Raw genomic sequence first — 13877 nt, 5'->3', positions numbered from 1 at the left:
TAAAGGGTAATGATTCCATCAACCACCATACCAAATAATCAGGAGTGAATAAAAACGAATGTATGTTCCTGTATCATCCAAGAATATGTTATAATAAGAACATTCATAAAGGAAACTGGTTTAAGTACAGGACTATCCCTCTTGATTTATTCACTACATACCCCCCCTTCATAATCAAAATAAATTTACCGCAAAGAATGGTGATCAGATGAAATTGATATTGGCTGAAAAGCCTTCCGTCGCAAAGAATATTGCAGATGCCTTGAAGATAAAGACAAAGAGCGACGGGTACTTTGAGGGAGAGCAATATATTGTCACTTGGGCCTTTGGACATTTGCTTCAACTCTATGATGCGAAAGACTATGATGGCAAGATGACAAGGTGGAAGATGGAGAATTTTCCTTTTATTCCTCAAGAATTTAAATATAAAGTAAAGGCAGACCCCCGGAATAGGGGCAGGGCGGATAGTGGGGCACAGAAACAGTTAAAGATAATTCACAGGTTAATGAAACGAAAAGATGTTGATATGGTAATTTCGGCTTGCGATTATGACCGGGAAGGACAGGTTATAGGGGATAGTATTATTGAAAATGCCAAAATCGGTAAGCCGGTTTACAGACTTCTCATCAACGAATGGACACCCAAGGAAGTTATCCGGGGATTGGACAATATGAAGCCGAATGCTGAATTGAAGCCTTTGCAAGACGCTGGGATCAGCAGGCAGTGGGCAGACTGGGTTATCGGAATCAATTTAACCTCTGTTTCGACATTGAAATATCAGACTGGCAGGGGGAAGGCACTCAATATCGGCAGAGTTTTGCTGCCTACTTTAAAAATTATCTATGATCGGGATAAGGAAATAGAAAATTTCAAGCCGGAGAATTACTATAAACTGACTGCAACCTTTCAAACAGATACCTTGGAAGAATATCAAGGAACTTATACGAGTGGAAAGCAAGAAAAATTTACTGAAGAAGAAGATTTGCAGAAGCTAAAACAGCTAATTGATGACCGGCAGGCCCAGATATTGGATAAAGAAGTAGAAACAAAGAAAGAGTTTCCGCCTCTGTTATTTAATCTTTCGAATCTGCAAGGTTACATGACCAACAAGTATAGTGGCTGGACGTCAGACAAAGTGTTGAAAGTGGCCCAAACACTCTATGAAAAGAAATTTATCACCTATCCAAGAACTTCCAGTACGGCGCTGGATGAAAGTCTTGTGGGAAAAGCTGCCGGGGTATTGAAAGTTCTGGCAGAGGGGCTCCCTTATGAGGGCGAGCTAAAGTTCACGAAGTCGAAAAGGATTTTCAATGATGCCAAGGTTGAAAGTCATAGCGCCATCATTCCTACTTATTTAAAGCCGGGACGGCTTACAAATGATCAGGAACTCGTCTACACAGCTGTGAAAAACAGATTTCTTATGCAATTTATGCCTGTTGCTGAATATGAAGAAACCAGATTAGTTACTACTATTAAAGATATGGAACTTCAAGGTGTTTTTCTATCAAAAGGTAAAGTGCAGTTGAGAGAAGGGTGGAAGAAAGTCGAGAAGATCCAAAGTAAGGACACGCTGCTTCCTTACGTAAACAAGAACGCTCTTGTAAAAGTGAATAACTCCCAAGTTTCATCCCATGTAACAAAACCGCCAAAACATCATACAGAAAAGACATTGTTAAGAGTAATGGAAACTTGCGGTAAAAATATCAAAGAGGAAGACACAGAGGAAATGATGGGAAGTATACTCAATGGATTTAGTATTGGCACCCCGGCAACAAGAGCGGAAACGATAAAAAAATTGAAAGATATCGGATATATCTCCAGCAGGCAAAAAAACCTTTACAGTACAGAATTAGGTAAAAAGTTAGTCGAAACTTTTCCAATCAATGAGTTATTCGACTTGGAATTTACAGGCCGTCTAGAGAAAACCTTGGCAGATATGGAAAAGAAAAAGATAGAGAAACAGTCTTTTTTAAATATGGTATATGAGTTTACAAGTCATTCCGTTGTTACAATAAAATCAGCAGAAGAAGCAACGATCAACCAAGTAACCTCTACAACTTCAAATCCAGAGATATTAGGAAAATGTCCTCAATGCGGTCATAAAATCATTGAGGGTAAGAAAGGCTTTGGCTGCAGCAACTGGAAAATGGGATGTAAATATGTAATATGGAAAAATGATAAGTTCCTGGCATCCATGAGAAAAAAGGCAAATAAAACGATGGTTAAGTCATTGCTTAAAAACGGAAAGGCATATGTAAAAGGGCTGACCAGTAAAAAGGGAAAGAAATTTAATGCCTATCTCCGTTATAAAAAAAATGAAGACAATGATTATTATAGCTGGGAAATGGAATTCAAGAAGTAACCGCTTGGAGAAAGAGCGAACTATCTGAAACTGGAATAAGAAAAAACTGTGTGAGATGTTCTGACAAACAACAGGAAATGGGCGAAATACCTATGTTATATTAGTTGCACAGGAACGAAACAGACTGTCAACGATGATCGTTGTAGTGTGTTGGCCTTTGTACCAGACGGCTTAGCGTTTCCCTTTATTCCAGTTAGTTAGTGTCTAGTCTAGATTGCTATCCTTCCAATAGCAAATCATCTGCCAAAATAACCATTTGTGGTTATTTTGGCTTTTTTTTACTCATTGATTTTCGCCTTTTTTGTCAAATTTGCAGGAATTTTCATTAATGTGACGAAATATTTTAATTTAGTAAGGCAAATAGAAGGGTGAGTCTATGAGGTACATAATTGATTCCATGAAATTTCCGGTAGATAATTTAATGGGAATGTTTCTTTATGCATTACTGTTCATGATGGCTGCAGGACTGATTGTCGGACTGGCACTCCGCTACATTCCATATCCAATTCCCGAATGGGCTAAAGGTTCTATCCTGGCTGTGTTTGTGTTTCTTAGTATTTATGCCTGGTGGGAAATCGTCATTTTGTAAGTATATAGGCAGTTATAGAACATTTTAATGGAAATCCCTCCTGATTTAATGATATTATCAGTCCTGTACGATTATTATGAGAATAACAAGGAGGGTTAATAATGGCTGAATCAATTTCATTGAGTAAGTATGAAGAACTCGCAGAATCTGCAAGTAAACCCATTGTCCTTGAATTTGGGGCAGATTGGTGACCAGGCTGTCGAATGCTGAGACCGGTGGTCTCTGAAGTATCCGAACAGCTGGACGCTGTCGAATTTTATTACGTAAACGTTGATGATGCACCAGATTTAGCAAGCAAGTTCGGTGTGCAAAGCATCCCGACTATGGTGCTTATAAAAGAAGGCGAGGAAGTTGACCGTTCAGTTGGCTTTAAGCCGGAAGAACAGGTGAAAGAATTCGCCCAAGGATAAAGGAACAAGGAAAGATCCGCCATACAAATATGGCGGATCTTTTTTTAAGATTTATTAAGTATGGTAAATTCAAAGCCTTTTTTTCGGATGGTTTGAATCAACTCTGGAAGAACTTCTACCGTTTGTTTCAGTTCATGAAGTAAGATGATTGCTCCGTCCTGTAAGTGGTCTGCCACATTGCTGACTATTTGTTCCGGAGTGTTCTTTAGTTCCCAGTCAATGGATGCTATCTTCCACATGACTGTTTCCAAGCCCAATTCCTCAGCTGCTCTGAGTGTTTCCTGATTATACTGACCGAAGGGAGGACGGAAATATGCCACCCTCGTCCCGGTTATCGATTCTATCTCGTTTACACTTTGCTTCAGGTCAAGCAATTGCTGCTGGTATGACAGTTTTGCCAGATTTCGGTGTTTTAGTGTATGAGTACCAATGGTGTGACCTTCTTCGATTACCCGCAGCCAGGGTCTTTCTGGATAAAGAAGCCGTGCCTGCCAAAAGAACATGGCCTGAACTCCTTCTTGTTTGAGAATGTCAAGTATGGCTGAAAGGTGTTTACCCGGCCCGTCGTCAAATGTTAGAACTACTTTTTTTCCTTCTGTGGCACTTTTTGTAATCACGTCATCTGTTGAGTCGTACACGACCCTTGAAGAATCGACAATTCATGGACTTTTCAATAACATGCTTCAAGACCTCCCGTCCTTATACATGGCTAAATTCCCTTTGTTTTTGATCATCGGCATCATAAGTATCGAAAAATTTCTCATCATCAAATTCGCTAGGTTTCCCGTCAAAGATTATCTCCCCGGCTTTTAAAGCAATAATACGTGTAGCGTATCTTTTAGCGAGGGTTACATCATGAACATTGATTATGCTTAGCAGCTGAAGCCGTCGATGCATTTCTTGCAATAACGTAAATATATGATTGGAAGTCCCAGGGTCCAGGCTGGACACAGGCTCATCCCCTAACAGAGCCTCAGGCTGCTGTAATATAGCACGTGCAATGCCTACTCTTTGCTTTTGTCCGCCAGATAATTTTTCTACTCTGCGATTTAACTGATCTTCCAGACCTACATCGAAAATCACTTGTTTAGCTTGTTTTTTTTCTTGTTCTGTAAACATACCGAGCAAATTTTTAATCGTACTTCTATAACCGAACATTCCGGTCAGGACATTTTGAAGGACACTTAAACGCGGAATGAGGTTGAAATGTTGAAAAATCATTCCCGTTTTTCTGCGAACTTTCCGTATTTCCTCCTCCGACATGGTGGACAAGGAGGAGCCGTTCCAGTAAACATCACCTTCTGTGGGCTGTTGCAAACCGTTCAGACAGCGGATCAGGGTTGATTTTCCCGAACCGCTCTTCCCGAGAATGCAGACAAAATCACCTTTATGGAAGGTAAGGTTTATGTCGGTGAGGGCGTTGGATTCACTGCCTTTGTATTTAACGGATAAGTTTTTTAATTCAATCATAACACTCTGTCCCTTCATATAACCTTGTTGCGTACATAGCTGCCAAATAAATCAACAATAATGACAATTACCATAATAATCAATACATCAAGAGAGACCGAAGAGTATTGAAAGGTTTTGAAGTCATTGAACAGTCGCTGACCAATTCCGCCACCGCCGATGAAACCGAGTACGAGAGAAGTTCGGATGGCTACTTCAAACCTGTAAAAATAATGGGAAAGAACATTCGGCCAAATTTGCGGAATAATGCTGAATAGGGATGCAAATGTATTTTTTGCTCCGACTGCTTTCATCGCTTCCTGTGGCCCTGGATCGGACGCTTCTACTAATTCGGATATCAGCTTGCCGAGTACTCCGATATTATGGAACATGATAGCTATTACTGCTGGAAAGGGGCCAAGACCCAGTGCTGTGAGTAAAATCAATCCAAAAACTATTTCCGGAATCGATCTGACGAAACTCAGGGCAATCCTTGAAAGATGATAAACCCACTTATATGGAGCAGTATTCCATGCAGCCAAAAAACTTATCGGCAAGCCTATGATAAGTCCGAGGAAGCTACCTAGAAATGCCATGGCCAGTGTTTCCAGACTGTCCTGGATCATGTCCGGCAATTTAGAGAAGTCCATCGGGAACCATTGAGTCAAAAAGTCTGTCATATTACGAAAATCTCGGAATTTTGTTAAATCAAACTCTGTAAGCCTCATGCTTAGGAAAATGAATACAGCCAGAACGGCAAGTGTAACAATATTACTTTTTTTGAACCACATGATATCAGCTCTATTCTTCCATATATCCCTGTTTGACAGCGGCATCGCGAATTGCTTCGTAATCTTCATTGCTGGCTTCGGTAAAACCGGACGCGCCGAATGCATCGAGAATTACTTCGTCTTCGATACCCAAAAAGGTTTCTTGCAGTGTTTCAATTGTTTCCTGGTCGGTGTCAGGGTGTACTGCCCAAGGGTATTGGAACAATTCCTCTGATTGCCAGATTGTCTTCAATTGTTCATCATCCACTTTTCCTGATTCCACCAACTGATTATAAATCGCACTGTCGATAGCACCGGCACTTACTTGTTTGTTTTGGACTGCCAGAGCTGTAGCATCGTGAGAACCAGTAAAACGGACGGAATTGAAGCTATGTTCATCCTCTGACTGATAGACTCCCCGATCTTGTAATTCGATACTCGGAATTAGCGATCCAGAAGTGGAATTAGGATCTCCAAAGGCAAAATCCACTTCTTCAGGTGAGGCCAAAAGATCTTCAAGTGACTCGTATGGATTGTCTTTATGTGTAATGATATAGGAATAGTAAAAAGGCTCTCCATCAATTAGCTGGGTGATGATTGCTTCTGCTCCACCTTTTTCGTGAGCAATGACATATGTCAATGGACCAAAGTAGGCCATATCGATTTGATCATAGTTCATTGCCTCGACCACTCCATTATAATCGGGATACACTTCAATACTCACTTCCTGCTTCATTTCTTCATTGAGGATGGATTGAAGATTATCCATAGCTTGTTCCATTTCCCCTTCTGTTTGTGATGGAATGACTCCGATAGTAAAGGTTCCGCCTTCTTCGTTTTCATCAGCTTGTTCGTCTGTGTTTGTTTCATCATTTGTTTCCCCGCATGCGGCAAGAAGGAGAACCATACACAGCGAGAAAAGCATGGTAAATGACCATTTTTTCATTTTCATGACTTTCACCTCATCCATTTTATTTACTTGTGTTTCTGTCCAGCATCTCTATCAATCCATCTTCCAATAAGTAATCGATGTTCCAATCAAGCTGGGTTAAAGCTTTAGAATTGTTCAGATAGCTTTTTTGGATTTCTCCGATTCGGCCTTGTGTGTATATTGGATCGATCGATTTGCCGGTCGCAGTATTTATTTTTTTAACCAATTCTTTTAGTGATGTCTGCTGATTAGTGCTTATGTTCAATATTTGGTTATCTCCCTTTTTAAGGGCTGACTGAATTGCTGAAACAACATCTTTTACATAAACAAAATCTCTTGTCTGTGAGCCATCGCCGAACACATAAGGTTGTTGATCCATTTCCATTTTTCTAAGGAACTTCGAAACAACACTGCTTTCCCCTTTGTCATCTCCTGGGCCATATACATTTGCAAATCGTAAGATGGTATAAGAAAAATTATAAAGTTCAGCAAACGTTTTAACATACTGTTCACCAGATAATTTAGAGATCCCATAGAAAGATAGAGGAATCAATGGATGTTCCTCATCTACACCTAAATACTGCGGTTCCCCATATACAGCAGCTGATGATGCATAGATCACTTTGCTGACATGGTACTTCCTGCAATACTCGAGAATGTTTATGGTGCCAATAATATTTGTGCGGGCATCGTCTACTGGCTTTGCAAGGGATTGGTTCACATCTACTTGTGCCGCAAGATGGATGACACACTCCGGAGCAAGCTTATTAAACACTTCATTCAAGGGTTTTGTTATATCAGCAGGGAAATGCTTTACTTCCGGGTATTTGTCATAATGGTTGGAGCGATTGTCTATTACTGCTTCCTCATGCCCGTTTGCTATTAATTCTTTCACTAAATGAGTGCCAATAAAGCCCGTACCACCTGTCACAAGTACTCTCATATCGATAAATCCTTTCCCGGGTCATTAATATAGTATCCCAAATTGCAAAAAGGGCTCGAACCGAGCCCTTTTTTGGAATAGACGGTTCTTTCCGTTATTCTCGCCATTACTTAACAGTAATCCGTCCTGGATTCTCTTTTGTGACTTCTCCAATAATTGCAGAAGAAACATTTTTAGCTTTAAGGGTTTTCTGCAGGGATTCGGCTTCATTCTCTGGCAATGAGATGAGCAGACCACCTGAAGTTACTGCATCGCAAAGAATCAATTGGTCAATTTCATCGATATCTTCATTGTAATCAATGGATTCTCTCAGCCATTGATGATTCTTTTTAGTTCCTCCAGGTATGATGTTTTTCTCAGCCAATTCTCTGGTTCTGGACAATTTTGGAACTTGCTTGCTATAGACAGTCACTCCAACATGGCTTCCGGCTGCTATTTCACGGGTATGGCCAAGCAATCCAAAACCTGTTACGTCGGTACAGGCATTCACATTGAAATCATCCATGGCCTCACCGGCATCTTTATTTAGCGTGGCCATTGCATTCATGACTTCGTCTGTGGTATCTGGATCAAGAACATCCTTTTTAATAGCAGTAGTCAAAATCCCTACGCCGATCGGTTTTGTAAGGATCAACTTGTCACCCGGCTTTGCACCGGCATTTGAGCGGATCTTGTCAGGATGAACAGTTCCTGTTACAGAAAGTCCGAACTTAGGTTCTTGGTCGTCGATGGAATGGCCGCCAACCAATGCGGCGCCGGATTCTTTTACTTTGTCGGAAGAGCCGGCAAGAATGTCGGCAAGAACACTTTTATCAAGTGTGCTGATGGGGAATCCGACTATGTTCATCACGGTGATTGGCTTTCCGCCCATTGCATATACATCGCTGAGTGCGTTTGCGGCTGCGATTTGACCGAACATGTAAGGGTCGTCGACGATTGGAGTGAAATAATCCAACGTTTGGACAAGCGCCGTTTCCTCGTTGATTTTATATACTCCGGCATCATCCGAAGTGTCCAAACCAACCAACAGGTTTGGATCTGGTACAGCTTTTGGTAAGTGACGCAGCACCTGCGCCAGGTCCTCGGGACCGATTTTGCATCCTCAACCACCTTTTGTCGATAAAGAAGTCAACTTGACAATTTCTTCTTTTGACATGTATCTCACTCTCCTTCTATTACAGAAGAAGCAGAAAACTTAGCGTGATCCTACTTCTTCATAAATCTTTCTTAATTGTTCAGCTTCATGCTGACTGGAATGGTTTTCGGCAATATATGCTTTCGCATATTTCCCGATTGTTTGCCTTAATTCGTTATTATTCATTATTTGTTTGACATAATCAAGAAATTCGTCTGCATTATCATATACAAATCCAGTTTCACCATTGGCGACGATACTGCGGTTACCCTGGTTTCCGGATACAAGTACTGGTAGTTCATGGGCCATTGCCTCCAAAATAGCGGAAGATTGGCCTTCTGAGTGGGAAGTGTTTAATACTGCATCTGCTTGCTTGTAAATAGCCCCCATATCTTTATGCGGAATTTCACCCAGGTAAGTGACCCAGTCTTTGTTTTCTTCTGCCATTTTTTGGACCAATGCACCTTCCTCTTCCTCCAGGACAGGGCCTGTGATCCACAAACGAATCCGCGAATCCTTATCATGCCCTTTTTTTAACATAGAGATGGCGCTTGGCACATTTTTCACTTTTCGGATACCTGCTGGAAGAACGAATAAGAAGGTGTTTTCCTCCTTGTCGATTTGAAACGGGCTGCTGATAAAGTCATCCGCTCCTTGAGGAATCAAATAGGTTTTATCCTTAAGAGAGGGTGCCTCTTTCAAAAGGGTTTCTTTGGCTTCATCGTTAAAAACATGAACAGCGCTGGCGCCATTCAATGAAGCGAGAACATCATCCCTCGTTTCTGGATCGTAAATGAAATGGTTCAAGTCAGTTCCGGTAATCGTAATCATATAAACGGATGGTTTCTGTTTCAATTTCTGCATGAATTTGTAGAAACGGTATGCATGGAAACCGTGTACTACATCGGCTTCCGGCAGAGACTGCAGCGATGAATCGTCAGTGACAGAAATGATTTCAGTTTCGATTCCCGCACGATTCAGATGATCGGCGATTCTCTGTACGGTAACAGTATTGCCTCTTGGCTGGTGAAAATTGGGGGTGGCTAAAACGACTTTCATTATTATTCATCCTTTTTATCAATAAAACTTTTTCTTAGTTTGTCACATGTAATGCCCATCCATGATGGTAATTGGTTATTACCTTTTCTCTTTCCCATAAAGAAAGCCTTCTAATCCGGTTAGAAGGCCATTAATGTTATGTAGTTGGCGGGACTGTGTGGGAATCGAACCCACCGGAGACGGCACGCGCCTCCCTCAGGGTTTTGAAGACCCAGGGGGACACCAGTCACCCATCCAACCCCATCATTGTTAAAATACCTATCCAGTTTATAATGAATAAAACAATAACGCAAGCGACAAGTTTTGACAAATGGACTTCCTTACATGCATTTGCCCGAACAGCATCATACTAAAAAAACAATGGATGAAAAGAGGTGATAGCTATGGGAAGAGACGAACATAACCATTCACACGGAAAAAATAAACGGAAGCTGCCATTGACTCCCGGCAATGAGAAAGACAGAGTCGGGGTTGATATGGAGATGGCAGTCAACCCGGAAGTCCAGTTAGGGATAAATGAAGAGGGGAAAAGAGAACAAAATTCTTGATAATCGGGCAATTGGTTTTGATTATTCCATGATCGAATCAATTGCCTTTTTCATGGATTGATTCGTGTTGCTTGAAACCGTGAATAGCACCGATTAAAGTAAAAGTATCAACATAATAGGAAAGCAGGTGCAGGAGTGGAAGATACGTATTATACGATCGGTATGGCCGGTCATATCGACCATGGGAAAACGACGTTGACAAAAGCGTTAACCAATGTCGAAACAGATCGGTTGAAAGAGGAGAAAGAACGGAATATATCGATTGAATTAGGATATGCGCCTTTACATACAGAAGACAATACCCATGTTTCGATTGTAGACGTCCCTGGGCACGAACGGTTTATCAGGCAAATGATCGCCGGAGTTGCAGGAATCGATCTTGTCATCCTTGTTGTAGCAGCCGACGAAGGAGTCATGCCACAGACACGTGAACACTTGGAAATTCTTGAGTTTTTAGGAATTAAGAGATGTATGGTTGCTGTCACTAAGATCGATCGGGTTGACGAGGAATTGCTTGAACTTGTCGGAATGGATATCAATGAGTCTCTGTCAGGTACGGTTTTTGAAGATGCCAGAATGGTTTTTGTGGACAGTGTTTCCAGCAAAGGCATAGAAGACATGAGAAGCGCTATCTTCGAAGAACTTAGGCAAGTTGAAATCAGGGATAAATATGGCTCGTTCCGTCTCCCGATTGATCAAGTATTCACTGTTCAAGGATTAGGTACGATTGCAAGAGGCACGGTTTATGAGGGAGTGGTAACAAAAGGCAGCCATCTTAATGTCCTCCCAAATGGCAAAAAAGTGAAAGCGCGCAGTATTCAAGTTCACCATCAAGAGGTAGAAGAAGCGCGCGCCGGGCAGCGTACTGCGATAAATCTTGGGGGAATAGACAGGGAGGAAATCCAAAGGGGCGATGTATTGGTTGCTTCCGATCACTTCATCGTTACCGATACAATCGATGTTTCATTAAAGTTGGTCAACGAACTGAAGTATCCGCTGAAACAGAGATCTCCGGTAAAAGTGCATATTGGAACGGCCGAACAAATGGGTAAGCTCGTTCTCTTTGATCGTAATATAATTGAGGAAAACGATAATGAAGTACTGTGTCAAATCAGGCTGGATAACGAAATAGTTGCAAGGAGGGGAGATAGGTTTATTTTAAGAAGGCCAACCCCGGCCGAAACAATCGGTGGGGGATGGGTCATCGAGCCAAAAGGAGAAAAATACCGGTTTGGTAACGAAACTATTTCTTTTCTTCAAAGGAAAAAAGAGGGTACACCGGACGATTTGGTGGAGGAAGTATTGAACGAACAAATGATAGCGGACAAAAAACAGTTGATCCAAAGCACATCGCTCGACGAACAGGTGTTAGTGCCCCTTTTAGAAAGCGGTGTTGCCGAATCGAAATATCTTCAGGTTGACGACAAATTTGCTCTTACTGCAACCTATTCGCGGCTGGCGGAAGAGTTGAAAAATGAAATATCCGCATTCCACCAAGCACATCCGTTGAGACAGGGGAAAAACAAGGCGGAAATCCTGCAAAGCTTCAAGAGTGCCTATCCTCGAGAGTTTATTGAATTTACATTGGAAGAGCTGATTGAACAAAACGAATTGAAAAGCATGGATCAATTCCTGGCAGTCGCTGACTTCCAGGAGCACCTTCCCAAGAAGTGGGCAAAGCGGATGGAAGAAGTGATAGATAGGTTGCAGCAAGATGGTGTTTCTGTTCAAAAATGGGATGCTTACGTTGCTAATACCCCTTTTTCAAACGAAGAGGCAGCCGATTTGAGAAAATACTTGCTCGCAACTAAAAAGGCGTATATTTTGACTGATGAAATGATTGTACACAAACAATCTTTCGACAAGGCAGCTGGAAAATTGAAACAAGAGACAGAGGCTACATTCGATTTAAAACAGGCAAAGGATATACTGCAATTGTCGAGAAAATATTTAATCCCATTCCTGGAATTACTTGATCAGTTCAAGCTGACGGAAAGAGAAGGAAGCGAACGGACTTGGACAGACTTGCACTAAATTAAAAAAATAAGGGAGGTTTTATAAGTGGCTTTCAAAGTATCAATTGAATTTTGCATGCAGTGAAACTATGCCCCTAAAGCCGCAAGTTTTGCGGAACAGTTGTTTAACCATTATCGGAATTCCATAACTGGATTGGAATTGATTCCAAGTTCAGGGGGAGCCTTTGAAGTTACAGTAAACGAAATCAAAATCTATTCGAAACTAAAGACCGGGTCATATCCGGAACTAGATGAAATCANTCACTTCATCGTTACCGATACAATCGATGTTTCATTAAAGTTGGTCAACGAACTGAAGTATCCGCTGAAACAGAGATCTCCGGTAAAAGTGCATATTGGAACGGCCGAACAAATGGGTAAGCTCGTTCTCTTTGATCGTAATATAATTGAGGAAAACGATAATGAAGTACTGTGTCAAATCAGGCTGGATAACGAAATAGTTGCAAGGAGGGGAGATAGGTTTATTTTAAGAAGGCCAACCCCGGCCGAAACAATCGGTGGGGGATGGGTCATCGAGCCAAAAGGAGAAAAATACCGGTTTGGTAACGAAACTATTTCTTTTCTTCAAAGGAAAAAAGAGGGTACACCGGACGATTTGGTGGAGGAAGTATTGAACGAACAAATGATAGCGGACAAAAAACAGTTGATCCAAAGCACATCGCTCGACGAACAGGTGTTAGTGCCCCTTTTAGAAAGCGGTGTTGCCGAATCGAAATATCTTCAGGTTGACGACAAATTTGCTCTTACTGCAACCTATTCGCGGCTGGCGGAAGAGTTGAAAAATGAAATATCCGCATTCCACCAAGCACATCCGTTGAGACAGGGGAAAAACAAGGCGGAAATCCTGCAAAGCTTCAAGAGTGCCTATCCTCGAGAGTTTATTGAATTTACATTGGAAGAGCTGATTGAACAAAACGAATTGAAAAGCATGGATCAATTCCTGGCAGTCGCTGACTTCCAGGAGCACCTTCCCAAGAAGTGGGCAAAGCGGATGGAAGAAGTGATAGATAGGTTGCAGCAAGATGGTGTTTCTGTTCAAAAATGGGATGCTTACGTTGCTAATACCCCTTTTTCAAACGAAGAGGCAGCCGATTTGAGAAAATACTTGCTCGCAACTAAAAAGGCGTATATTTTGACTGATGAAATGATTGTACACAAACAATCTTTCGACAAGGCAGCTGGAAAATTGAAACAAGAGACAGAGGCTACATTCGATTTAAAACAGGCAAAGGATATACTGCAATTGTCGAGAAAATATTTAATCCCATTCCTGGAATTACTTGATCAGTTCAAGCTGACGGAAAGAGAAGGAAGCGAACGGACTTGGACAGACTTGCACTAAATTAAAAAAATAAGGGAGGTTTTATAAGTGGCTTTCAAAGTATCAATTGAATTTTGCATGCAGTGAAACTATGCCCCTAAAGCCGCAAGTTTTGCGGAACAGTTGTTTAACCATTATCGGAATTCCATAACTGGATTGGAATTGATTCCAAGTTCAGGGGGAGCCTTTGAAGTTACAGTAAACGAAATCAAAATCTATTCGAAACTAAAGACCGGGTCATATCCGGAACTAGATGAAATCATAAAGAGTATGGATGGACAAGTCTGAATGACAGCCTTACAAAAGAAATGCCTTTACAGGCGG

Annotated in this window: 13 protein-coding genes, 1 tRNA gene and 2 pseudogenes; 8 read left to right on the top strand and 8 right to left on the bottom strand. The window is 41.4% G+C overall.

Going from position 1 to position 13877, the window contains the following annotated elements; all coding sequences use genetic code 11:
• The first annotated feature begins 208 nt into the window (after nucleotides 1-208).
• From CZ434_RS05835 to CZ434_RS05825, 3 genes are all read left to right on the top strand, one after another.
• Nucleotides 209-2362, top strand: coding sequence for a type IA DNA topoisomerase (locus CZ434_RS05835; protein WP_077622257.1), 2154 nt, complete (start codon nucleotides 209-211; stop codon nucleotides 2360-2362).
• A gap of 376 nt (nucleotides 2363-2738) precedes the next feature.
• Entirely contained in the window at nucleotides 2739-2951 is a 213-nt protein-coding gene (locus CZ434_RS05830) for a hypothetical protein (RefSeq protein WP_077622256.1), read from the top strand.
• A 203-nt stretch (nucleotides 2952-3154) separates the two neighbouring features.
• Nucleotides 3155-3361, top strand: a complete 207-nt coding sequence (locus tag CZ434_RS05825; protein ID WP_077622255.1) for a thioredoxin family protein — start codon at nucleotides 3155-3157, stop codon at nucleotides 3359-3361.
• Between the two features lie 44 nt (nucleotides 3362-3405).
• Here CZ434_RS05825 and CZ434_RS05820 read toward each other — a convergent pair whose 3' ends face one another.
• From CZ434_RS05820 to CZ434_RS21985, 8 genes are all read right to left on the bottom strand, one after another.
• A complete protein-coding gene (locus tag CZ434_RS05820) occupies nucleotides 3406-3999 on the bottom strand; it encodes a polysaccharide deacetylase family protein (protein ID WP_077622254.1) in 594 nt (197 codons plus the stop codon).
• A 61-nt stretch (nucleotides 4000-4060) separates the two neighbouring features.
• Complete coding sequence (gene phnC, locus CZ434_RS05815) at nucleotides 4061-4831, bottom strand: phosphonate ABC transporter ATP-binding protein (protein WP_077622253.1); 771 nt, start codon at nucleotides 4829-4831, stop codon at nucleotides 4061-4063.
• A 14-nt stretch (nucleotides 4832-4845) separates the two neighbouring features.
• Complete coding sequence (phnE, locus tag CZ434_RS05810; RefSeq protein WP_077622252.1) at nucleotides 4846-5601, bottom strand: phosphonate ABC transporter, permease protein PhnE; 756 nt, start codon at nucleotides 5599-5601, stop codon at nucleotides 4846-4848.
• A 10-nt stretch (nucleotides 5602-5611) separates the two neighbouring features.
• Nucleotides 5612-6526, bottom strand: a complete 915-nt coding sequence (gene phnD / locus CZ434_RS05805) for a phosphate/phosphite/phosphonate ABC transporter substrate-binding protein (RefSeq protein WP_077625082.1) — start codon at nucleotides 6524-6526, stop codon at nucleotides 5612-5614.
• 25 nt (nucleotides 6527-6551) lie between these two features.
• Complete coding sequence (locus tag CZ434_RS05800; RefSeq protein ID WP_077622251.1) at nucleotides 6552-7454, bottom strand: NAD-dependent epimerase/dehydratase family protein; 903 nt, start codon at nucleotides 7452-7454, stop codon at nucleotides 6552-6554.
• A gap of 106 nt (nucleotides 7455-7560) precedes the next feature.
• On the bottom strand, nucleotides 7561-8610 hold the full coding sequence (gene selD, locus CZ434_RS05795) for a selenide, water dikinase SelD (protein ID WP_179107185.1): 1050 nt from the start codon (nucleotides 8608-8610) through the stop codon (nucleotides 7561-7563).
• 39 nt (nucleotides 8611-8649) lie between these two features.
• A complete protein-coding gene (locus tag CZ434_RS05790; RefSeq protein WP_179107184.1) occupies nucleotides 8650-9648 on the bottom strand; it encodes a glycosyltransferase in 999 nt (332 codons plus the stop codon).
• Nucleotides 9649-9793: 145 nt separating this feature from the next.
• A tRNA-Sec gene (locus tag CZ434_RS21985) sits at nucleotides 9794-9890 on the bottom strand.
• A gap of 141 nt (nucleotides 9891-10031) precedes the next feature.
• On the opposite strand from CZ434_RS21985, the gene CZ434_RS21980 reads away from it, so the two are divergent.
• The 5 genes and pseudogenes from CZ434_RS21980 to CZ434_RS22605 all read left to right on the top strand — a co-directional run.
• Nucleotides 10032-10196, top strand: a complete 165-nt coding sequence (locus CZ434_RS21980; RefSeq protein WP_179107183.1) for a hypothetical protein — start codon at nucleotides 10032-10034, stop codon at nucleotides 10194-10196.
• Between the two features lie 135 nt (nucleotides 10197-10331).
• Nucleotides 10332-12230, top strand: coding sequence for a selenocysteine-specific translation elongation factor (selB, locus tag CZ434_RS05785; RefSeq protein WP_077622249.1), 1899 nt, complete (start codon nucleotides 10332-10334; stop codon nucleotides 12228-12230).
• Between the two features lie 78 nt (nucleotides 12231-12308).
• Nucleotides 12309-12746, top strand: a pseudogene (locus CZ434_RS22825) (SelT/SelW/SelH family protein); the annotation flags it as partial.
• Between the two features lie 108 nt (nucleotides 12747-12854).
• Nucleotides 12855-13574, top strand: coding sequence for a SelB domain-containing protein (locus CZ434_RS22610; RefSeq protein ID WP_281252297.1), 720 nt, complete (start codon nucleotides 12855-12857; stop codon nucleotides 13572-13574).
• A gap of 78 nt (nucleotides 13575-13652) precedes the next feature.
• Nucleotides 13653-13841 (top strand): annotated as a pseudogene (locus tag CZ434_RS22605) (Rdx family protein); the annotation flags it as partial.
• Between the last annotated feature and the right edge of the window lie 36 nt (nucleotides 13842-13877).

The organism is Sediminibacillus massiliensis, assembly GCF_900156915.1.
In the GTDB taxonomy this organism is placed as follows: Bacteria; Bacillota; Bacilli; order Bacillales; family Amphibacillaceae; genus Sediminibacillus_A; species Sediminibacillus_A massiliensis.
Note: the sequence above shows the minus strand (reverse complement) of the source record. Positions and strands in the feature narration are given on the sequence as shown.

Excerpts from the sequence above, each read along its gene's own strand:
- phnE (WP_077622252.1), bottom strand. The coding sequence starts at position 5,601 with ATGTGGTTCAAAAAAAGTAATATTGTTACACTTGCCGTTCTGGCTGTA.
- phnC (WP_077622253.1), bottom strand. The coding sequence starts at position 4,831 with ATGATTGAATTAAAAAACTTATCCGTTAAATACAAAGGCAGTGAATCC.
- CZ434_RS05825 (WP_077622255.1), top strand. The coding sequence starts at position 3,155 with ATGCTGAGACCGGTGGTCTCTGAAGTATCCGAACAGCTGGACGCTGTC.
- CZ434_RS05830 (WP_077622256.1), top strand. The coding sequence starts at position 2,739 with ATGAGGTACATAATTGATTCCATGAAATTTCCGGTAGATAATTTAATG.
- CZ434_RS05790 (WP_179107184.1), bottom strand. The coding sequence starts at position 9,648 with ATGAAAGTCGTTTTAGCCACCCCCAATTTTCACCAGCCAAGAGGCAAT.
- CZ434_RS05835 (WP_077622257.1), top strand. The coding sequence starts at position 209 with ATGAAATTGATATTGGCTGAAAAGCCTTCCGTCGCAAAGAATATTGCA.
- CZ434_RS21980 (WP_179107183.1), top strand. The coding sequence starts at position 10,032 with ATGGGAAGAGACGAACATAACCATTCACACGGAAAAAATAAACGGAAG.
- CZ434_RS05800 (WP_077622251.1), bottom strand. The coding sequence starts at position 7,454 with ATGAGAGTACTTGTGACAGGTGGTACGGGCTTTATTGGCACTCATTTA.
- CZ434_RS22610 (WP_281252297.1), top strand. The coding sequence starts at position 12,855 with ATGATAGCGGACAAAAAACAGTTGATCCAAAGCACATCGCTCGACGAA.
- phnD (WP_077625082.1), bottom strand. The coding sequence starts at position 6,526 with ATGAAAAAATGGTCATTTACCATGCTTTTCTCGCTGTGTATGGTTCTC.